Raw genomic sequence first — 19,264 nt, 5'->3', positions numbered from 1 at the left:
CGTCGACGCTTTCCATGTTGACGATAGCCTTGTCGGTATTGGGGTTGTCTGCATGTTCATCCGGAGCGCAATCCAGTGAGCATGCAGAAAAAACGATTGATGCTAAACCGCCTACCACTCAGGTAGCGGCAGCAGAACCTACTTTACCGCGTTTGGCGGCGATGCCTGCGGTGGCGCCTCAAGCACGCCAAGCCGTATTACAAGCTAAAGATGCCTTAGACGCTAAACGTTGGAATGCCTTGCCGGGTTTGGCTAGTCAGGCTAAAGATGACCCAGTGCTAGGGGCCTATCCGCAGTATTGGTCGTTACGTCAGCAATTACAAGACAGTCGTACTGTAGCGCCAGCCGATTCCTTGCGTCATTTCTTGCGCACCTATCCTGACCACTACTTGGCAGAACGCTTAAAAGGCGATTGGTCGCTCGTGGCGATGCGTGGCGGCGATTATGCCTTGATTAACGAGCTTAATGCGGCCGATCTAGGTAACTCGCAGACACGCTGTGCGCAAAGCTATGCACGCCATATGGCAGGCCAAGCCGTGGATAGTCAAACTGTGTTGTCGCAATTTAAACCCGGTGCTAGCTGTTGGACCATGTTGGATCAGCTATACGCCGACCAAGCCATTAGTTGGCAAGATGTGCGCGGTTTGATGCGCAATGCACTGGAAGAGGGTAAAGCCGCCGAAGCACGACGCTTAGCCGCCATTATCTTTACGCCAGCGCAAATGAAAGACTATACCGCGCTACTTAAATCCCCTCAGCAGTGGTTGAAAAATCAGGGGTCTATCAAAGATCGTGGTCAGCAAGAGCTGGTTACTTTGGCGTTGTCCCGTTTGGGGCGTGATGAAAACCGCGCTGCTCAGGCTGCCTACATCCAGCAAAGCTGGCAAACCCGTATCCCCCGTGAAAATATGGACTGGGTATGGGGGCAGTTTGGCTTAACGACAGCACTGCGTGTAGAGCCTGAAGCTGCACGTTGGTACCGTTTGTCGGGTACTACGCCTAAAACTGATTACAACCACGCGTGGGAAGTGCGTGCTGAGCTGCGTGAACCAGTCATTGATTGGCCGCAGGTACAAGCTGCTATAGCAAAGATGTCGGCGCGCCAAGCCGCTGAGCCAGTCTGGGTGTACTGGAAAGGTCGTGCGTTACAAGCGCAAGGGCAAACAGCCGAAGCGAATGCATTGTTTGAGTCCATCACGGGTGATTTGAACTTCTATGGTCAGTTGGCCCACGAAGAGCTAGGTCGCTTGCCACAGTTGCCCGCACGTCCTGCTAGCGTGAGTGCACAAGAAATTGCCGATATGCGTTTGCACCCCGGCTTGATGCGCTCGTTAGAACTGTTCCGTTTGGGCTGGCGTCCGGAGGCAGTATCAGAGTGGTCGTTTGCATTGCGTGGCATGAGCGATAGGCAGTTGCGTGCTGCCGCAGAGTTGGCTCGCCAAGAACACATCTATGACCGCGTGGTGAATACATCGCTGTTAACCCGTCAAGAAATAGACTTTGACCAGCGTTTTATTGCGCCTTTTGAAGATCGAGTAGCCGAAAAAGCCGAGCTGGTCAGTCTAGACCCAGCATGGGTGTACGGGTTGATCCGTCAAGAGTCGCGCTTTATTACCGATGCCCGTTCGGGTGTGGGGGCGTCTGGCTTGATGCAGTTGATGCCTGGCACAGCAAAGTGGGTAGCCAATAAGATTGGTATGAGTAATTTCACACCGTCTAGCGTGAATGACTTTGATACCAACACCATCTTGGGTACTAACTACTTGAATATGGTGTTGCAACAGTTAGATGGTTCTGAGGTATTGGCCTCTGCTGGCTATAACGCCGGGCCAAAACGTCCTATTTTGTGGCGTTCGCGCTTGCAAGCACCGGTAGAAGGGGCCATCTTCGCGGAAACTATTCCGTTTACTGAAACCCGTTTATACGTGAAAAACGTGCTGTCTAACGCTACGTACTATTCCATGATGTTTACGGGCGAGCCGCAGTCGTTGAAACGACGATTAGGGGTGATTTCTCCTACCGCTAACAGCGTGGCGGCGTTGCCTTAATGGTTGATGAAGGTTTAGCACAAAAGCTGGCTACATTACGGCCTGCAACCAATGATCGCTTTATTGCGGGGCTGCAGGTGTATGTGGTGGGTGGGGCAGTGCGTGATGCGCTGCTCAACCTACCCGCTGGCGACAAAGACTGGGTGGTAGTGGGCACCACCCCCGAAGCCATGCAAGCACGTGGTTTCATTCCAGTAGGGGGGGATTTCCCCGTTTTCTTGCACCCACGTAGTAAAGAGGAATATGCCTTAGCGCGTACAGAACGTAAGTCGGGTCGGGGCTACCAAGGTTTTACCTTTTATACGGGTACCGAAGTCACCTTAGAAGACGATCTACGCCGTAGGGACCTAACCATCAACGCGATGGCGTTAGGGGCGACGGGGAGCATTATTGATCCCCTAAATGGGCTGCAAGACTTGCAGGCGAAGTTATTGCGTCATGTGGGGGATGCCTTTGTAGAAGACCCCGTACGGTTACTACGGTTAGCGCGTTTTGCAGCACGTTTCAGCTCCTTTAGTATTGCTGCTGAAACCGAACAGCTAGCTCAGCAGTTAGTGGCAGATGGCGAAGTTGATGCATTGGTGCCCGAGCGTATTTGGCAAGAACTGCGTAAGGCGTTGAACACCCAAGCGCCGTGGCGTTTTATACAGGTGCTGGAATCTGTACACGCCACACAGCGCGTATTACCGGGCTTGCGTTATGACACGCGAGTAGAGCAGGCGTTGCATCAGGCGATTGAGCACGATTTGGACAGTGTTCAGCGTTACGCCGTACTGTGTGGTGCTAGTGATAATGCGTTAGCGTTGGCAACGAGTATACGAGCTTCTGCCGAATGCCGAGATTTGTCGCAGTTGGTGTCGGTGTCGTTATCGCACGCCGCCTTAGACGCGGGTGCGTCAGCCGAGACACAACTGCAGTGGCTAGAACAGTTAGATGCCTTACGTAGGCCCGAGCGCTTCAAGCAATTGGTAGGGGCATTACGCTGCTATAGGCCCGTAGATGAGTCGCTATGGTTGCTGCGTTTAGAGGCTGTCTTACAGGTGGATGCCGCCAGTATTGCTCGTCAGTATGCTGGACAGGGTGCACAAATACGGGCAACTGTGCAGGCTGCCCGCGTGGTGGTGTTATCCAGCCTGATGGCGAACTAAAGGCGATCGCGTCGGTCGCCACTAAAAAAGCCAATGAGCGGTGGGTCTACGTCTTTACCCAATGCTAGTACTTTGAACAGCTCACCCATTTCGGCTTCAGACAACAGTTTTTGTGCTGCACCCACAGTATGTGCCCAGCGTGCAGTGGCCTCAGCATTTTGGCTGTCTGGTGCATGGCCTAAATGTTGTGCCAGACCACAGTTAAGCAGGAAGCGGCCTTGTGCTGTGTAGCCCAATACATCTAAACCACCTTCTAAGGCGGCATCTGCCATAGCGGTGAAATCCACGTGTGCAGTAATGTCTTGCAGGCCGGGGTACAACAAGGCTTCAGCATGTGCGTAATGACGGAAGTGGCACATTAAGGTGCCCTCAATGCGCTGCAGGTGGTAGTACTCGTGGCGAGGAAAGCCATAGTCAAACAGCAAAATCGCCCCGCGCTTTAACCAACGGCCCGCTTCTTTGATCCACGCTTCAGCTTGTAGATTAATTTCTGTACGGTAGCCTGGAATGTTGGGCAAGCGTTGTTCAGCGATAGCGGCTAATTCAGGACTAGCCGCTTTGGCAGCCCATTGAAAGGGGCTGACTAATGGAGCTGTTGCGCTGCTCGCATCAACGAGCGTGACACCTACTTCCAGAATGCTGCCGTCAGCAGCACGCTCTACCAGATGTACAGGCATAGCGTCTAAGACTTCGTTAGCAATCACGCAGCCTACAAAGTCTTCGGGTAACTGCTGCAACCATTGCACCTGTGCACCAAACTCGGCCAAGGTGTGTTGCTGGCGCTGTTGTAGGTCGGGCGACAGTTCAAGAATAGCGTATTCCACGGTGATACCGAGTTCTAGCAACGCAGGAATAATGGCTTTGGCCCATGCGCCTGTACCTGCGCCAAACTCTACCACCTGTACGCTACCTAGCTGTTGCAATACTTGGTGTATTTGTGTGGCAACGGTTTGACCAAATAAGGGGGTAAGTTCGGGAGCCGTGGTGAAGTCGCCTTGTGGCGAAGTGCTGCCAAATTTTGTGCTGCCGCCGGTGTAATAGCCGTAACCCGGGGCATACATACAGTGGTGCATCCAGCGGTCAAAGGGTACAAAGCCCGACTCGGCGTGGATGAGTTCGCTAAGCGCCTGATGGTGTTGATCCAGAACAGTAGCCAGTTCAGGTTCCAACATAGGAAGACCTGAAGGAAAGTGGGGTGTTTGCAGCAGTTTCATGTGATCAAGAAGAGGATGGCGGTTCAGACTTGTTGCGTTGGCGTGCTTGTAAGCGTCGAAGTTCAGTAATCATGCCTATCAGGTAACTGATGGCCGTCGCGCTAATCACCGCGAGCACGAAATTACTGAAAATTATCCACAGGGGTATGCAAAGGATAATGGCGCGCCAGATAGGGCGTTGCAAGAAAGCTTTCATGGCATAAACAATAACCGGATAGAGCATTGTAGCCTGCCTGCCGGTAGCTAGACCAGCAGGCAGAATCAGGCTTTAGCCCGAATTACGAAGGCCAGCCGCAATACCGTTAATCGTAATATGTATAGCCTCTTGCTCCTCGGTGGCCGTGTCTAGCGGGTGCTGACGCAGACGGTGCAGTAGCTCTACTTGCAGGTGATTAAGCGGGTCAATATAAGCAAAACGCTCGGCTAAAGCTGCTTGCAATGCTGGGTCGTGTTCTAGCAGGGCGTGCTCGGTGAGCAGAGTAAATAGCGTGCAGCAGCGTTCGTACTCTTCGCGTATGGCACCAAAAATACGGGTAGCCAAGGCGTCGTCAGGGCACAAAGTCGCGTAGGCAGCGCCAATGTCTAGGTCAGTTTTAGCCAGCACTTGTTCCATGTTGGACAGGAGAGTGCGGAAAAATGGCCATTCTTTAGCCATATCGCGTAGTTGTTGCAGGCGTAGTTCTTGGGTGCGTGGGCCACCAGCAATCCCTTCATTGAGGTAGCGCTCTATGGCACTGCCTACGCCGTACCAGCCGGTAATGGGCAGACGGCATTGCGCCCATGAGAAACCCCACGGAATTGCGCGCAAGTCTTCAATAGTTTGCGATGCCTTGCGTGACGAGGGGCGTGAGCCTATGTTCAGGCCTGCTATTTCGCGTATGGGTGTGGCACTAAAGAAGTAGTCGTTAAAGCCGGGGGTGTCATACACCAAGGCACGGTAGCTATCGCGTGCAGCATCCGACATAAACTGCATGGCCGCACCGTACTTGCTGACTTGCTCGTGTTCTACATCGGTAGAGCTGTTGAGGCTAGCTTGTAAGGTAGCCGCTACTAACATTTCTAAGTGCCAACGGCCTACGTCGGCATTTTTATATCGACCTTGAATGATTTCGCCTTGTTCAGTTAAGCGAATCAGGCCGTTAACCGTACCAGCAGGTTGAGCCAAGATAGCGTCAAAGCTAGGGCCACCGCCCCTGCCTACAGAGCCACCACGCCCGTGGAACAGGCGCAGTCGAACACCGTGTTGGTTAAAAACTTCCAGCAGTTCGCGCTCGGTTTGGTACAGCGACCAGTTAGAGCATAAGTAGCCGCCGTCTTTGTTGCTGTCTGAATACCCCAGCATCACTTCTTGTACGGAGTCTTGTGCATGACGTATGCGGGCCGAGACTTCAGGCAAGGCCAAGTAGGCCGCCATAATGGCTGCACCGCACTGCAAGTCAGGAATGGTCTCGAACAGGGGGACCACCATTAACCCAGAGGATTGCTTATCGTGCAGCCCGGGGATCAGTAACCCGGTTTCTTGTTGCAGCACCAGTACTTCCAGCAAGTCGCTGAGGGTTTCAGTGTGCGACACAATACTTTGCTCAATCGCACGGTGGCCATATTGTTGGCGGGCTTTGGCCGCATAGCGCAGTATGGCTAACTCTTTCTCGGTTTCGTCCGAGTAGGTTAACCAGGGCGATACTAGCGGGCGGGTTTCGGCCATTTCTTGGCGCAACAGCGCAATACGGTCATCTTCACTTAGTTGACTGTATTGCACCAGTTTGCCTTGAAATTGCACGCCAGCCGCTTGGAACAGTTCGTGTAACACGCGCTCGTGTACGTCAGAGCTTTGGCGTAAATCCAGCGTGGCTAAATGGAAGCCAAAGATGCTGACCGCTTGCATCAAGTTGCGTAAACGTAAGTCAGCAATGGCCGCCGCATGGCTGTTTTGCAACGAGTCAGCAATACACTGCAGGTCGCTTAGCAAGGCGTCAGGGGAGTCGTACGGCGGTGCCGCGTAAGTGTGGTGCATTGCCAGACTTTTGCCGGTTAAGTGCTGACTAGTGGCAGCAACGCGCGCATATAAATGAATGCAGGCGCGTCGGTAGGGTTCATCCACGCGGTGTGGGGATTGGTCTTGGCTTTGCGCTGATAATGCCATCAAGGCTTCACTGGCTGGGGCCAAAGATTCCGATAACGACAGCTCAGTGCCTAAGGCTTTCAGTTCGCTTAAGTAGTGACGCAAAGCCGTACTGCTTTGATGCAGTAACGCTTGTTCCAACGTGTTGGCATCGACGTTGGGATTGCCATCTCGGTCACCACCAATCCAGCTTCCCATGCGTAAAAAAGCAGGTAAGGGGCGCAGCGGAGGTTGGCTTAACGCCGAGCGGGTGTTGGCGGCTGCGGGGTGCAACAGTAAGTCTAAGTCGTGGTACAGCTGCGGAATGGCTTGGAAGAACGTGTGCGGATAGTAGGCCAACGCGTTGTCAATTTCATCCAGCACAGTCAGTTTATGTTGGCGCAGCATGCGCGTTTTCCACATGGTAGTGATTAACGCGGTTAAGCGATGACGCAGTTGGGGTTGGTGTCCAGCCGCTTGTTGATCCAATAGAGGCAATAGCGCAGCAATCGCCTGATGTAGTGCGAGCGTGCTTTGGCGTTGCACTTCGGTAGGGTGAGCAGTCAGCACCGGCACAATACAGGCTTGTTCTAGAAAAGCCAGCAGTTGCTCGGGTTCAGGTTGCTTGGCAAATAAGGCCAAGGCGTACTCTAGCGAGCCGGGTGTTTGTTCGGGGCTGTGCTGGCGGCGTTGGCGTGTTTGTTCGCGGTCTTCAGCAATATTAGACAGGTGCAGGAAGTAGGCAAATGCCCGTGCCACGGTATGGGCATCTAACTGACTGAGTTGCGGAATGGCGTTAGTAAGGGTCTGCAGTTCTTGCTTATCGCCCGAGCGTCTATAGCCCACAGCACTGCGTCGCAGTCGCTCGATAATCGTGAAAATCTCTGCCCCATCCGTGTCGTAAATCACGTCTCCCAGTGCTTTGCCTAACAGGCGTATGTCTTGGCGTAGCAGGGGTAATTCGGTGGATGTTGGACGCAACTGGGGCATGGTGTCTCCTGTAGATGTGGGGTATGCGGGGCGTTTTAGATTCACTTGCAAGCAATTGGCTGTGTTTTTTTAGCAGTCTGGTCGCTTTATGTTGCTTGCACGTTTATCATAGTCTTCTTTTACATGCTTTTTGACTAGAGCAGCACACATGCCACACTATCGTTCACGTACATCTACTCATGGCCGCAACATGGCCGGCGCGCGCGCATTGTGGCGCGCAACGGGCATGAAAGATGGCGACTTCAGCAAACCTATTATTGCCGTTGTGAACTCGTTCACGCAGTTCGTTCCGGGGCACGTACACCTTAAAGATATGGGCCAGCTTGTGGCACGTCATATCGAAGCAGCAGGTGGTGTAGCCAAAGAATTCAATACCATTGCGGTGGATGATGGTATCGCTATGGGTCACGATGGCATGCTGTATTCGCTGCCTTCACGTGAACTGATTGCGGATTCCGTCGAGTACATGGTGAATGCTCACTGTGCCGATGCGATGGTGTGTATCTCTAACTGCGACAAAATTACCCCCGGGATGTTGATGGCGTCTTTACGCTTGAACATTCCTACCATCTTTGTGTCCGGCGGCCCGATGGAAGCCGGTAAAGTGATGTCCAAAGATGGCAAAACCGTGGTGCGTAAGTTGGACTTGGTAGATGCCATGATCCAAGCGGCTGAAGACAATGTGTCTGACGAAGAGGTTGCCGAAACCGAACGCAGCGCCTGTCCTACATGCGGTTCCTGTTCGGGTATGTTTACCGCTAACTCCATGAACTGTTTAACCGAAGCGCTGGGTTTGTCCCTGCCAGGTAACGGTACCATTGTGGCCACGCACGCACGCCGTAAAGGCTTGTTTGAAATGGCTGGCGGTTTGATTGTAGAACTGTGCAAACGTTACTACGAACAAGACGACGCATCGGTGTTGCCACGTAACGTAGCAACGTTTGAAGCCTTTGAGAACGCCATGACACTAGACGTGGCCATGGGTGGTTCTACCAATACCGTATTGCACTTGTTGGCAGCAGCGCAAGAAGCCGAAGTGAACTTCACCATGAGCGATATCGACCGCATTTCGCGTCGTGTGCCATGCTTGAGTAAAGTGGCCCCTGCTACACAGCAATACCACATTGAAGACGTACACCGCGCGGGCGGTATTTTAGGTATTTTGGCAGAGCTGGCACGCGCTGATTTGCTGAACCTAGACGTGAACAATATCCACAGCGGTACGCTGGGCGAAGCCATTCGTCGTTGGGACGTTAAGGGTGAAAACTTGAAAGCGGTAGAAAAATTCTACCTGTCTGCACCGGGTGGCATTCCTACCCAAGTGGCATTCAGCCAAGATCGTTACTACGAAGACTTAGACCTAGACCGCGAAGGCGGTTGTATACGCAGCAAAGAGTTCGCTTACTCACAAGATGGCGGCTTGGCGGTGTTGTACGGTAACTTGGCAGTCAACGGCTGTATCGTGAAAACAGCGGGTGTGGATGAAAGCATTCTGACCTTTACTGGTCGTGCGCGTATTTACGAAAGCCAAGAAAGCGCGGTAGATGGTATTTTGAATGGCAAAGTAGGCGAAGGCGACGTAGTGATTATTCGCTACGAAGGCCCTAAAGGCGGCCCTGGCATGCAAGAAATGCTGTACCCAACGTCTTACCTGAAATCCAAAGGTCTAGGCGCTAAAGCGGCCTTGTTTACCGATGGCCGTTTCTCGGGTGGCTCGTCTGGCTTGGTGATTGGCCACGCGTCGCCTGAGGCGGCAGAAGGCGGCGCCATTGGTTTGGTAGAAGAAAACGACGTGATTGAAATTGATATTCCTAATCGTCGTATTCACTTGGCCGTTAGCGATGACGAATTGGCGACACGTCGTGCAGCAATGGAAGCGCGCGGTGCAGATGCATGGCAGCCTGTGGAGGACCGCAAACGCGTAGTATCCCAAGCGTTGCGTGCTTATGCGGCATTGGCTACTTCGGCTGACCGTGGTGCAGTACGTGACGTGAGTCAGTTGTACCGTAAGTAAGTTACGTCGTTGTAGACATGAAGAAAGGCAGCCTTAGTGCTGCCTTTTTTTCGTTGTCGGGTTACTGCTGTTCATTGCACGCGCTGTGGATTAACGCGTGGTGGGCTTCTACTCGTGATGCTGATTCGTAGTAACCACTGTATTCATCGCACATGCTGAGGGACTGCGGAACAACTTTTTGTGATTTGAGACACCAAATCAAAAAAGTTTTCCTCCGCCGCCTCTGAAGTATCGCAATTGATAGGCTTACTGCCCTTTCTTCAATAGCGCTTTAATCAAACCTAACAGCAGCGATTAGGCTCACTTATTTTGCATACAGATTTGTCATTACCAGCGTGAGCCACCACTCTTTCACTACCTGCTACAGAAATAGAAATACCTGACAGTAGCCACCCAATCAAAAACCTCTGTAAGCGACGAGCAAAAGGCGGATGGAAGTGTTTTTTTATTTGGTGTCTCAAATAAAAAAATACTTTCGCAGCCTTAGGCTACGGCAGCAGGTGGTGACTAAGTGGGCTGTAACGACTATTACAGCTTAGATTGCCGTGCCAGCCATGATGCAGTTGCGGCCTGCTCGTTTGGCTTGGTATAGGCGTTGATCCGCACGTTGTATAGCATCGTTTAAGTGCTCGCCATGCCGCAACATACTGATGCCTATGCTGACAGTGAGGCTGACAGATTCACCCTCTAAGTTGGTCAAGCAAAGCTGATGGCAGGTTTCGCGTATACGTTCGGCGTGGGTCATGGCAGCCTCTACTGTACAGGGGCCGCTTAGTAGCAAGAACTCTTCACCGCCGTATCTACAAATGACATCCTGTTGGCGGCTTTCTTTTTTCAGCAGTAGCGCAAAACGCTTAAGCACCTGATCGCCTACGGAGTGGCCGTGTTGGTCGTTGATTTGTTTGAAATGGTCTAGATCCAGCAGCATCACGGCTACGGGAGGTGTTAGCTCTTGCGGTGTGTGGTGTTCGATGTGACGCGTCAGCGCCGTGCGGTTCAGTAAGCCCGTTAGCGGGTCGTGGGTGGCCTGTCTGTATAAGCGCAGTAGCAAACCCAACTGAAAATGGTTGGTGGTCATGGCAATCACCAACAGGGCTGCCAGCAGCCATAGGTCTTGTAAGGCTCTAGGGCTAAACACCGAACCATCTACAAAACCGGAACAAAACTGCAGCACAAGTAAGCACAACCCTATGCCCAAAGACTCTATCAGTGTGAAGGGGAAGATCCCTAAGGTGGCCGTGAGTAAATACGGGATAAAGCTATAGCCTACTAGTGAGTAATGCCCGTCTTTAGGTAAATAGAACAGCACAGCGCCATAGAACAGAGCCGGCAGTATAAACAGAGCGGCACTAAGCAGTAAGCTGCTGCGGTTAGAGCGTTTGAACCTAGAGATTAGCAAGATAGCGACCAAGCCAATAAACATCATCACACGTAAAAACAGCAGTGTGTTGAGTGTGTCTTCCGGTAACGCTAAGTGGTCCATGACTGCCCATAATGGGGTCAGTAAGGCAAAGAGCAAAGCAATGATCTGTATCCTAACGCATAGGTATTCACTGCGGGCAAAGCTGAAGTCTTTGGAGTGATAACGCGTAGAGAAGGTATCTTGTAGCGAAGCGATGCTCAGTGTTTTTAGGTCGTGTAAGGAAGAGGTTGTCATCCTGATAGACAGTAACGAAATGACGCAATTGGTAAAGTATTATCAGTATAGCGGGTAATGTTCTGTCAGACTGTCAGGATCTGTAGGGTAAATGGGTCGATTTTTAACCGTGAGTCTAGCTGCATGGCATTACAATAAGTGCTTCAATGCAGTTGGAACTCAAGTAGGAAAAGACTATGCAGGATGCAAGATTGCGCGAGGCACAACAACAAATTATTGAAGAATTAGGCGTGAAAGCCGAGCTTAACCTAGAGCACGAGCTAGAACGTCGTCTGGTTTTTCTAATGAACTATGTGAAGCGCAGTCGTGTACGGGCGATGGTGTTAGGAATTAGTGGTGGGGTGGATTCCCTCGTCGCAGCATGCTTAGCCCAACGCGCGGCCGAGCGCTTACGTGGCGAGGGCGAAAACGTACGTTTTATTGCGATGCGGCTGCCCTATGGACAACAAGCCGATGCGGCCGATGCCGAAGCGTGTATGGATGTGATCCAGCCCGACGAACGCTTAACGGTGGATATCAAGCCAGCAACAGACGCGATGGTGGCGCAGCTGGTCGCAGCAGGGCAAAGTTTTGCCAGTGCAGCCCAGCAAGATTTCATTGTAGGCAATATCAAAGCTCGACAACGTATGGTGGCGCAATACGCCGCCGCGGCTGCGGCATCTGGGTTAGTGTTGGGCAGTGATCATGCTGCGGAAGCCTTGATGGGGTTCTTTACCAAGTTTGGTGATGGGGCCGCTGATGTTATGCCGTTGTCGGGGCTCACGAAGCGCCAAGTACGTGGTTTAGGCTCTCTTATGGGAGCGCCCGATCAGCTAGTGTATAAAGTACCTACCGCCGATTTAGAAGATTTGTCACCGCTAAAGCCAGATGAAGATGCTTTTGGTGTAAGTTATGAGCAAATCGATGATTTTCTAGAAGGTAAAGCAGTCAGCGATGAGGCCGCTCAAATTATGTTGCGCTACTTTGCGGCCTCTGCACATAAGCGCGCCTTACCCGCTACGCCACCTTTTACTGCTTGATCCTTACTCACGGACGCTTTATCTATGCAACCTGTACTACCGGCTCATCTGATTGCTCGTTGGTTATTGCTACTTATAGTTCTGGCCGGTTTATATTTTTTGCGGGGTTTTCTGGTCCCAGTGCTGGCAGCACTGATTATAGGGTTGGCCAGTTGGCCGCTGTATAGACGTTTATTAATACGCTGCAATAATCGCAATACCTTAGCCGCCACCCTAGCGCTATTGGTGGTGATTGTAGTGGTGGTAGTACCTATCTCATTAGCCCTTTCTTTTGCTATCCAAGAGGCTAGCAGCTTTATTGCGTGGGCTTTAGAGACTAACCGTGATGGTATGCCTGTACCAGATTGGATCAGCGCCTTGCCGTTGGTAGGGGATCGCGTGTCAGAGTATTGGACACTATACCTAGGTGAACCCCACGCGTTGGGCACCATGGTAGAGATGGTAAGTGGTCAGCATTTAGGCAATATTTACCGCATGGTGTTGTCCGCTACAGGTAACGTTTTTCACCTGATGCTGACGCTGTTGTTTCTGCTGATTACCTTATTTTTCATCTACAAAGATGGCGATCATATATTGTCTCAGTTAGATGTGATCGGGGAGCGTATAGTGCCTGAGCGCTGGCAGCGGTTTTCCCGTGTGGTACCCGCGACGGTGAACTCCACCGTTACCGGTATGGGCTTAATCGCACTGGGCGAGGGGATTGTGCTGGGTATTGCCTATTGGGTAGCCGGTGTGCCGTCTCCAGCGTTATTGGGGGTGGTCACGGGTTTCATGGCATTAATACCAGGCGGTGCACCGTTGTCTTTTACTTTGGTATCGCTGTACTTAGTAGGTTCTGGCAGTGTGGGAGCAGGGGTAGGCTTGTTCTTGTGGGGGGCGATAGAGCTCTTCATCGTAGATAAAACTCTGCGGCCTCGATTAGTAGGCGGCCCGGTGAAGCTTCCCTTCTTGCCTACGTTTTTTGGTTTGGTAGGTGGTGTACAGACTATGGGCTTTGTGGGGTTGTTCATTGGCCCAGTCTTGATGGCTTTGTTGGTAGCTATGTGGCGAGAGTGGACACACCAAGCAGCATCTACTCGTCCTATTCCCTAACTTTTTGTAGATGAAGGAGGCAGTAATGCGTTCTTTTTCCCATGCGCAAACACGGTACGATGGGGTGAGCCGTTTTTTGCATTGGTTAATGGCGGTAGGTTTTGGAGTCATGCTAGTAACGATTCTGGCACGACGATTCGCAGATGAGACTCCTTTCTCGGATGCGCTCTGGCCCTGGCATAGGCTGATCGGTTTTACCTTGTTCTTGCTGTGGTGGATACGGGTATTGTGGGCATGGAAAATGCGCGAGGAATCGCCAGAAGCCATCAGCACTTTTGCACTGTGGGGACACCGTTTGCTGTATCTGTTTATGGTGGTGGTGCCCTGTATGGCCTTGTTCCGCCAATATGGATCGGGACGCGCCTTTGATTACTTTGGCATCCCCATTACCCAGGCGAGCGACAACAAGGTTGAATGGATGGTGGCCTTGGGTAATAACTGGCACGGTAATTTAGGTATTGTGCTGTTTATCGCCATCTTTATGCACATTGTGCTGGCGTACTGGCATAGACGTAATCCCGCTACCGATGTATTAGGCCGCATGTAATAAAGCGGTAGGTAATAAAAAACAGGCGCTTTATGCGCCTGTTTTTGTTGGGTGCTACCTGCTTATTTGATCAGGGTGACAGGGATGTCTACCTGATGGATGATGCGTGTTGCAACAGAGCCCAAGAACAGATTACCCAAACCGCTCATGCCACGGGTACCCATGACGATAGAGTCGCATTTTTGGGACTTAATCAGCTCACCCACTGCGAACGCGATATCGGTATCCACAGCAGCGTGGGCGGTGGTGTTAATGCCAGCTTCGCGCAGTTGTGCAGCGGCTTGCTCAGCCATGTCGATGGCGTATTTGTGTGTGTCTTCACGCAGTTGCTTCAGCGCATCACCAATGAAGGCTGTGTAGCTGCGGCCATAAATTTGCGGATCAAACTGCACATTCAGTACATGCACTGAAAAGCCAGAGTAATCCTTGGACAGATCAATCAGATATTGCAGAGCACGTTTGGCGGTGTCGGAACCGTCGTAGGGCAAGAGTACAGTTTTCATATGTTGAAATACCTTGATGAAAAAACAATGGGCTTAAACACATTTTGCCATGATAGGTAAAAAAGGGATTGATACGGGTCAAGCCACCGTGTTCCCTGTGTTTTTACGCTATTTAGCTTGTCCTGTTAAAAACTATATCAGTAAAGTTCGTAGCCTATAGCAAAAGGCTGTAATAACAGGTAAAAGTTGCGCTTATTTCAGACCAGAGTTTTGGTATGTACTGACTACCTTGCTTAATGCGGTTTCAGACGCATCCAGATATTCTGCTAATTCGTGCTCGGCTTGAGCGATATCACCGTCACATAGACATTGGTGAATGCGCCGCTCCCACTCTATCCACAAGGGGGCTTGTACGATTTTTTCATCTGGTCCGGCAAAGAACACCAATCGCAACTGCGCACAGAGTGTGAGAAAGAACTCATCCAACAGCTTGCTGCCCAGCATAGACACCAGTAGTTGGTGGAACATCAAACTGAGCGAACCCACCTCTTGCCATTGTTCTTTGGCTAGTGCACGTTCGGCTTGTTTGTTGTTTCGGGCCATTTTGTTTAAGAGTGCACGCGAGGGCGGGGGCGAGGAGCGCACGGCGTGCAGCTCCAAGGTTCGACGTGCTGTGTATAGGTCTTGAAGATCATCGACGTGGAATTTGCGCACAAAGACACCGCGATGACGTATAGCCGTGGCTAAGCCATCGCGTACAAGCAGATGCAGCACTTCGCGGATGCTATTACGTGATGCATCGTAAGTTTGGGCCAAATCTACTTCTATCAATTGTTCGCCGGGCGCTAACTTACCTTCGATAATGTCATTGCGCAGTTTGTAGCCAATGACATCAACAATAGATAGCTTTTCCGCATCGATTTTGGTTTTCAATGACTCATCTCCATTGAACGAGTTCAGGGTTCATGCCGTGATGGCCTTTGTATTGGGCACGTTCAGGTTGTGACCAACCTTCAAGCAGTTCAGGTGCCAACGCATATACTTCTACACCTAATGGGCGACAAACATCAATAGGATCACGTGCATCTGGCCCCCAAAGTGGTACAGATAGATCACCGCCTGGGCAGGTGGATAGCGCACATAGCAGGTCTATTTCTGCGAAATACTCAAAGTAATCCCCTTTTTGGGCAGGGCAGGCTTTCATGAAGTACTGATCGTCGTCATTTAAGCCAGTGCATTGAAACACATTTAAGACATCGTGTACGTCGAATTCCGTTAAACCGTAGGGCGCAACGGCACGGGTGAGGTTCGAGTGACAGTGAAAGTGGAAGTCTTCACCTGTGAGCAGATGATTGACGTACGGGTCGCAGCGGGTACCAAGCAAGTCGTGCACACGGCCACCGTCACCATCAATACCGTAGTTCGCTAAGGTGTCATCCGTAATGGTGGCCAGTGGGCGTAAAAAGGGCAGTGTAGACCACAGGCGGTCATGAATACTGACGTGTGCTGCTTGTAATTGACGGGTACGAGAAGCCCACATGCGTTCGCGTGGGTCGTGGCGGTTCCATATGTTCAGGTCAGCAACTTGAGGGCCATCAATGGTCACAATGCGGCAAACATGGCCGGCGGGTACTTCCCACGCTTTGCCACTGCGAATAGGCACAACAAATTTGTCCACCAAGGTGCGCGTTTCAGGGCGTGTGATGAGACGGTTATAAAAGGCTTTGTCTACCGAGAGGGCCGAGCCTTGGGTAGATTGGTAGGCGGCAGGATAATTTCCCATGTGATTACCTTTAATGAGGAAGTGTGAGATCAGTCGCGAACGTCGTAGCTGCCATCCGCGTTATGGGTTTCGTCACCGTTTAGCGGTGGGTTGAACACACATAGCAAATGCAGATCACCCTTGGTGGCACGCAGAATATGAGGGTCATTTAGGTTTAGTGCGTAGATATCGCCTGCCTTAATAGGGTAGGTTTTGCCCGTATTGAGGTCTTTCACTTCGCCTTCGCCAGCCACACAGTAGTTGGTTTCGAAATGGTTTTTGTATTCCAGCTCTAGCTCTGCTCCTTCGGTGATGCGTGTTTCGTGCACGGAATAGCCCATGCCATCGCCTTTTACAATCATGCGTACGCTTTGCCAGCCTGGGCCGCTAGCGTCTCGTGGGGTTCCGCGCAGTTGTTCAGCATTAATCACAATCATGGTATTGCTCCTCGGCAAGTAAAAGGGTTTCTATCCACTGGGCCAGCGCAAATAAGCGTGGCTCGTCGTGGGGTTTTGCTGTCAGTAATAAGCCAATGCTGTGTGCGTTGGCTGGGGTATAGGGCAGGCTCAGGCTAGGTAGGTGTAAGCGGTTAGCAAATTCGGTGAGCGAGAAAGAGCGTCTATTAGTCGCTAGATAGGTTTCAGGGTCATGCAGTGGTGCTAGTTCAGGCGCCAACATGGGGCACGTGGGGGTGAGCACAGCATCAACGTGTGCTAACTGTTGTTGTGCATGCTGGGTTTGCGTACGCAGTGCGTGCTGTGCTTGGGCATAGCGCCATGCAGGCAGTGTGGCCCCAGCGCTAATACGTTGATGTATAAGTGGGTCATAACGTGCGCCATCTGTTTCTAGCCAAGGTTGGTGGATGCTATAGGCCTCGGCGCTGATCATGCCGCCTTCTGCTGCGGTAGCCCCTGCCGTGATTAAGGCGGGGAAATTAGCTTCTATTAAGGTGGCCCCAGCCTTAGTTAAGGCATGGCAGGCAGCACGAAACTGCCGCTGTACAGCGGCATCTATGCCTAGAGTGGCTAGCTCAGAAGGGATCAGTAAGGTCCAGCGCTCCGGCAGTGGTACTTCGGTGGCGTGGGTAGGCGCTAGGGCAGTGAAAATGCGTTGGCAGCCTTGTACGTGGCGACTCATAATGCCAGGCACATCAAAACTGGGCGATAAGGGGAATATGCCTTCTTCAGGCAGTAGTCCTTTGGTGGGGATAAAGCCTACTACGCCACAGAACGCAGCGGGGATACGGGCCGAGCCGCTGGTGTCTGTACACAGTGCCGCATCGCTAAAACCGGATGCGACGGCGACGGCGGCACCCGAACTGGAACCGCCCGGCACACGGGCTTCAGTAGGGTAGCGGGGGTTCATGGGCGTACCAAAATACCCGTTTAGACCAAGGGCACCGTAGGCAAATTCGGTCATGTTGCTTTGTGCCAGAATGGTGGCACCTTGCTGGCGTAAGCGCTGTACGAGGGGAGCATCTTGTGCGGCGGCAGGGTGCTGCGCAAAGGCGGCGGACCCGGCGTGGCTTACCCAACCTTGCACATCTATGTTGGCCTTAACGCTTAGGTTTAGACCGTGTAAAGGACCTTCGCTGGCAGGCTTAGCAGTCTGGTCAATGGCCGTCAGCGCGAGCGCTGCCTCGTTAGGCAAGGCAGCAATACGCTGCAAGCAATGGGCTGTGGTGTGAATGGCTGTACCCATGTCGTGTTAGTGATTCAGTTGGCGCAGGAATTCGCTCACACGTGTATCGCTGGATTGACGTAAATCAGCAGGCGATTCATCGTGCAAGATGGCACCGTTTTCCATGAAGATGACGCGGTTAGACACGTTGAAGGCAAAGCGCATTTCATGCGTCACGATCAGCATGGTTATACCCTCGGCAGCAAGGGACTCCAGCACACGCAGCACTTCATTCACTAGCTCTGGGTCTAGCGCAGAAGTAGGTTCATCGAACAGCATGATGGAGGGGTGCATCGCCAAGGCGCGGGCAATGGCTACACGCTGTTGCTGTCCGCCCGAGAGCTGATGTGGGTATTTATTGGCGTGTTCTACCATGCCTACTCGTGAAAGCTGGGTAAGTGCCTCAATACGGCGGGACGCTGCTGTGCCACGGTTGTGATAGCCCAATGCCAAGGTCACGTTATCCAGTACCGTGCGGTGCGGAAACAAGTTGAAGCTTTGAAACACCATGCCAATGTCCAGAATCAGTTCTGGGTGTGGCGCGGTTAAGCATTGGCCATTTTGCGTACCTAAAAAGTGCTGACCATGAATCCACACACTGCCGTCTGCAAAAGGCTCTAGCCCGTTTAGGGTACGGATAAGCGAGGTTTTACCGGAACCTGAGGGGCCGATAATAGAAATCACGTCACCACTGCGTACGCTGAGGTTTATGTTCTTGAGCACATGGTGTTCGCCATAGTATTTGTTCAGTTGGCGTACTTCTAAGGCAGGCGTAGCGCTGTCTGACGCCACAGACGTTGTAGAGGCGCTAGCAGGTTGTGCCGCGTGAATAGCGGCTTTTTCACTCGCGCTTAACTGATACGCCTTGGGCTTGCGTTGGCTCACATCTAAGTACTGTTCTAACCAGCCTAAGGCTTTGTCAAAGATCGTCACCATCAACACGTAGTAAAAGGCGACCGCCAACATGGTTTCGAAGATCAGAAAGTTATGCGTGTACAGGCGTTGGCCTACCAGCAGGATTTCGGTCAATGAAATGACGGAAACCAGTGACGTTAGCTTGACGATGGTGATGAATTCGTTGCTGAGCGTAGGCAGGGCAATACGTATGGCTTGCGGAATAATAATCAGGCGCTGAATGCCGGCGTATCGCAACCCCAGCGCTTTAGCCGCTTCGTATTGGCCACGCGGTACGGCCAAAATACCGCCACGGTGAATCTCAGCCATATAAGCCGCTTCGCTAAGCACTAACGAGATTAAACCTGCATAAAAAGCCTCGGTGAGCACATTGGCTGACGCAGGGAATACTTGCGGCAGGTTGTAGATGAACATCAGTAAAACCAACAGAGGCAAGCTGCGGAAAAACCAGATGTAGAGCCTAGAGAGCCAATTGATGGGCCGTATGCTGGACTGTTTTGCCAGAGCTAAAAAGAAACCTAACCCACCTGCTAGCAGCCAAGAGAGAAAACCCAGTTTGGCCACTGTCCAGCAAGCCAGCCAAAAATCCTGATCAAACAACAGGCTATACGCATACGACCAATCAAATTCCATT

Annotated in this window: 16 protein-coding genes; 6 read left to right on the top strand and 10 right to left on the bottom strand. The window is 51.9% G+C overall.

From position 1 onward, the window contains the following. Positions 1–14: 14 nt before the first annotated feature. Both GY634_RS07380 and GY634_RS07375 read left to right on the top strand, forming a co-directional pair. Positions 15–2,048 carry a lytic transglycosylase domain-containing protein gene (locus GY634_RS07380; protein ID WP_242683640.1) on the top strand — a complete coding sequence of 678 codons (2,034 nt, stop codon included), beginning with the start codon at positions 15–17 and terminating at the stop codon, positions 2,046–2,048. Continuing rightward, on the top strand, positions 2,048–3,196 hold the full coding sequence (locus GY634_RS07375; protein WP_278249023.1) for a tRNA nucleotidyltransferase/poly(A) polymerase-related protein: 1,149 nt from the start codon (positions 2,048–2,050) through the stop codon (positions 3,194–3,196). The genes GY634_RS07380 and GY634_RS07375 overlap by 1 nt, the downstream gene beginning before the upstream one ends. Here GY634_RS07375 and GY634_RS07370 read toward each other — a convergent pair. From GY634_RS07370 to ppc, 3 genes are read right to left on the bottom strand one after another with little or no spacing between them, the layout of a single operon-like run. Next, positions 3,193–4,410: a class I SAM-dependent methyltransferase gene (locus GY634_RS07370; RefSeq protein WP_166407911.1), complete on the bottom strand. Its 1,218-nt coding sequence runs from the start codon at positions 4,408–4,410 to the stop codon at positions 3,193–3,195. The genes GY634_RS07375 and GY634_RS07370 overlap by 4 nt on opposite strands. Before the next feature lie 4 nt (positions 4,411–4,414). Next, positions 4,415–4,633: a hypothetical protein gene (locus GY634_RS07365; RefSeq protein WP_166407910.1), complete on the bottom strand. Its 219-nt coding sequence runs from the start codon at positions 4,631–4,633 to the stop codon at positions 4,415–4,417. A gap of 45 nt (positions 4,634–4,678) precedes the next feature. Further along, a complete protein-coding gene (gene ppc, locus GY634_RS07360) occupies positions 4,679–7,501 on the bottom strand; it encodes a phosphoenolpyruvate carboxylase (protein ID WP_166407909.1) in 2,823 nt (940 codons plus the stop codon). 148 nt (positions 7,502–7,649) lie between these two features. Here ppc and ilvD point away from each other — a divergent pair, with 148 nt between their 5' ends. Beyond that, entirely contained in the window at positions 7,650–9,515 is a 1,866-nt protein-coding gene (ilvD, locus tag GY634_RS07355; RefSeq protein ID WP_166407908.1) for a dihydroxy-acid dehydratase, read from the top strand. A 535-nt stretch (positions 9,516–10,050) separates the two neighbouring features. On the opposite strand, the gene GY634_RS07350 is transcribed toward ilvD, so the two are convergent. Continuing rightward, positions 10,051–11,172: a GGDEF domain-containing protein gene (locus GY634_RS07350; RefSeq protein ID WP_166407907.1), complete on the bottom strand. Its 1,122-nt coding sequence runs from the start codon at positions 11,170–11,172 to the stop codon at positions 10,051–10,053. 176 nt (positions 11,173–11,348) lie between these two features. On the opposite strand from GY634_RS07350, the gene nadE reads away from it, so the two are divergent. From nadE to GY634_RS07335, 3 genes are read left to right on the top strand one after another with little or no spacing between them, the layout of a single operon-like run. Then, on the top strand, positions 11,349–12,191 hold the full coding sequence (gene nadE / locus GY634_RS07345; protein WP_166407906.1) for an ammonia-dependent NAD(+) synthetase: 843 nt from the start codon (positions 11,349–11,351) through the stop codon (positions 12,189–12,191). A gap of 24 nt (positions 12,192–12,215) precedes the next feature. Continuing rightward, positions 12,216–13,283, top strand: coding sequence for an AI-2E family transporter (locus tag GY634_RS07340; protein ID WP_166407905.1), 1,068 nt, complete (start codon positions 12,216–12,218; stop codon positions 13,281–13,283). Positions 13,284–13,308: 25 nt separating this feature from the next. Beyond that, the gene (locus tag GY634_RS07335) at positions 13,309–13,830 is read left to right on the top strand and encodes a cytochrome b (RefSeq protein ID WP_166407904.1); all 522 of its coding nucleotides are present in this window, start codon (positions 13,309–13,311) and stop codon (positions 13,828–13,830) included. A gap of 62 nt (positions 13,831–13,892) precedes the next feature. Here the strand turns inward: GY634_RS07335 and GY634_RS07330 are convergent, their stop codons facing one another. From GY634_RS07330 to GY634_RS07305, 6 genes are all read right to left on the bottom strand, one after another. Next, on the bottom strand, positions 13,893–14,333 hold the full coding sequence (locus GY634_RS07330) for a universal stress protein (protein ID WP_166407903.1): 441 nt from the start codon (positions 14,331–14,333) through the stop codon (positions 13,893–13,895). Between the two features lie 192 nt (positions 14,334–14,525). Next, on the bottom strand, positions 14,526–15,206 hold the full coding sequence (locus GY634_RS07325) for a GntR family transcriptional regulator (RefSeq protein ID WP_242683638.1): 681 nt from the start codon (positions 15,204–15,206) through the stop codon (positions 14,526–14,528). A 4-nt stretch (positions 15,207–15,210) separates the two neighbouring features. After that, positions 15,211–16,056, bottom strand: coding sequence for an urea carboxylase-associated family protein (locus GY634_RS07320; RefSeq protein WP_166407902.1), 846 nt, complete (start codon positions 16,054–16,056; stop codon positions 15,211–15,213). A 29-nt stretch (positions 16,057–16,085) separates the two neighbouring features. Then, positions 16,086–16,472 carry an ectoine synthase gene (locus GY634_RS07315; protein ID WP_166407901.1) on the bottom strand — a complete coding sequence of 129 codons (387 nt, stop codon included), beginning with the start codon at positions 16,470–16,472 and terminating at the stop codon, positions 16,086–16,088. Then, a complete protein-coding gene (locus GY634_RS07310) occupies positions 16,459–17,736 on the bottom strand; it encodes an amidase (RefSeq protein WP_166407900.1) in 1,278 nt (425 codons plus the stop codon). Before GY634_RS07310 ends, GY634_RS07315 begins: the two co-directional genes overlap by 14 nt. A 6-nt stretch (positions 17,737–17,742) precedes the next feature. After that, positions 17,743–19,263: an amino acid ABC transporter permease/ATP-binding protein gene (locus tag GY634_RS07305; RefSeq protein ID WP_166407899.1), complete on the bottom strand. Its 1,521-nt coding sequence runs from the start codon at positions 19,261–19,263 to the stop codon at positions 17,743–17,745. Position 19,264: the final 1 nt, after the last annotated feature.

It is taken from the genome of Paenalcaligenes suwonensis, from assembly GCF_011290505.1.
Classification (GTDB): Bacteria; Pseudomonadota; Gammaproteobacteria; order Burkholderiales; family Burkholderiaceae_B; genus Paenalcaligenes; species Paenalcaligenes suwonensis.
This window is presented reverse-complemented; position numbering and strand designations above follow the sequence as displayed.

Excerpts from the sequence above, each read along its gene's own strand:
- GY634_RS07380 (WP_242683640.1), top strand. The coding sequence starts at position 15 with ATGTTGACGATAGCCTTGTCGGTATTGGGGTTGTCTGCATGTTCATCC.
- GY634_RS07375 (WP_278249023.1), top strand. The coding sequence starts at position 2,048 with ATGGTTGATGAAGGTTTAGCACAAAAGCTGGCTACATTACGGCCTGCA.
- GY634_RS07370 (WP_166407911.1), bottom strand. The coding sequence starts at position 4,410 with ATGAAACTGCTGCAAACACCCCACTTTCCTTCAGGTCTTCCTATGTTG.
- GY634_RS07365 (WP_166407910.1), bottom strand. The coding sequence starts at position 4,633 with ATGCTCTATCCGGTTATTGTTTATGCCATGAAAGCTTTCTTGCAACGC.
- ppc (WP_166407909.1), bottom strand. The coding sequence starts at position 7,501 with ATGCCCCAGTTGCGTCCAACATCCACCGAATTACCCCTGCTACGCCAA.
- ilvD (WP_166407908.1), top strand. The coding sequence starts at position 7,650 with ATGCCACACTATCGTTCACGTACATCTACTCATGGCCGCAACATGGCC.
- GY634_RS07350 (WP_166407907.1), bottom strand. The coding sequence starts at position 11,172 with ATGACAACCTCTTCCTTACACGACCTAAAAACACTGAGCATCGCTTCG.
- nadE (WP_166407906.1), top strand. The coding sequence starts at position 11,349 with ATGCAGGATGCAAGATTGCGCGAGGCACAACAACAAATTATTGAAGAA.
- GY634_RS07340 (WP_166407905.1), top strand. The coding sequence starts at position 12,216 with ATGCAACCTGTACTACCGGCTCATCTGATTGCTCGTTGGTTATTGCTA.
- GY634_RS07335 (WP_166407904.1), top strand. The coding sequence starts at position 13,309 with ATGCGTTCTTTTTCCCATGCGCAAACACGGTACGATGGGGTGAGCCGT.
- GY634_RS07330 (WP_166407903.1), bottom strand. The coding sequence starts at position 14,333 with ATGAAAACTGTACTCTTGCCCTACGACGGTTCCGACACCGCCAAACGT.
- GY634_RS07320 (WP_166407902.1), bottom strand. The coding sequence starts at position 16,056 with ATGGGAAATTATCCTGCCGCCTACCAATCTACCCAAGGCTCGGCCCTC.
- GY634_RS07315 (WP_166407901.1), bottom strand. The coding sequence starts at position 16,472 with ATGATTGTGATTAATGCTGAACAACTGCGCGGAACCCCACGAGACGCT.
- GY634_RS07310 (WP_166407900.1), bottom strand. The coding sequence starts at position 17,736 with ATGGGTACAGCCATTCACACCACAGCCCATTGCTTGCAGCGTATTGCT.
- GY634_RS07305 (WP_166407899.1), bottom strand. The coding sequence starts at position 19,263 with ATGGAATTTGATTGGTCGTATGCGTATAGCCTGTTGTTTGATCAGGAT.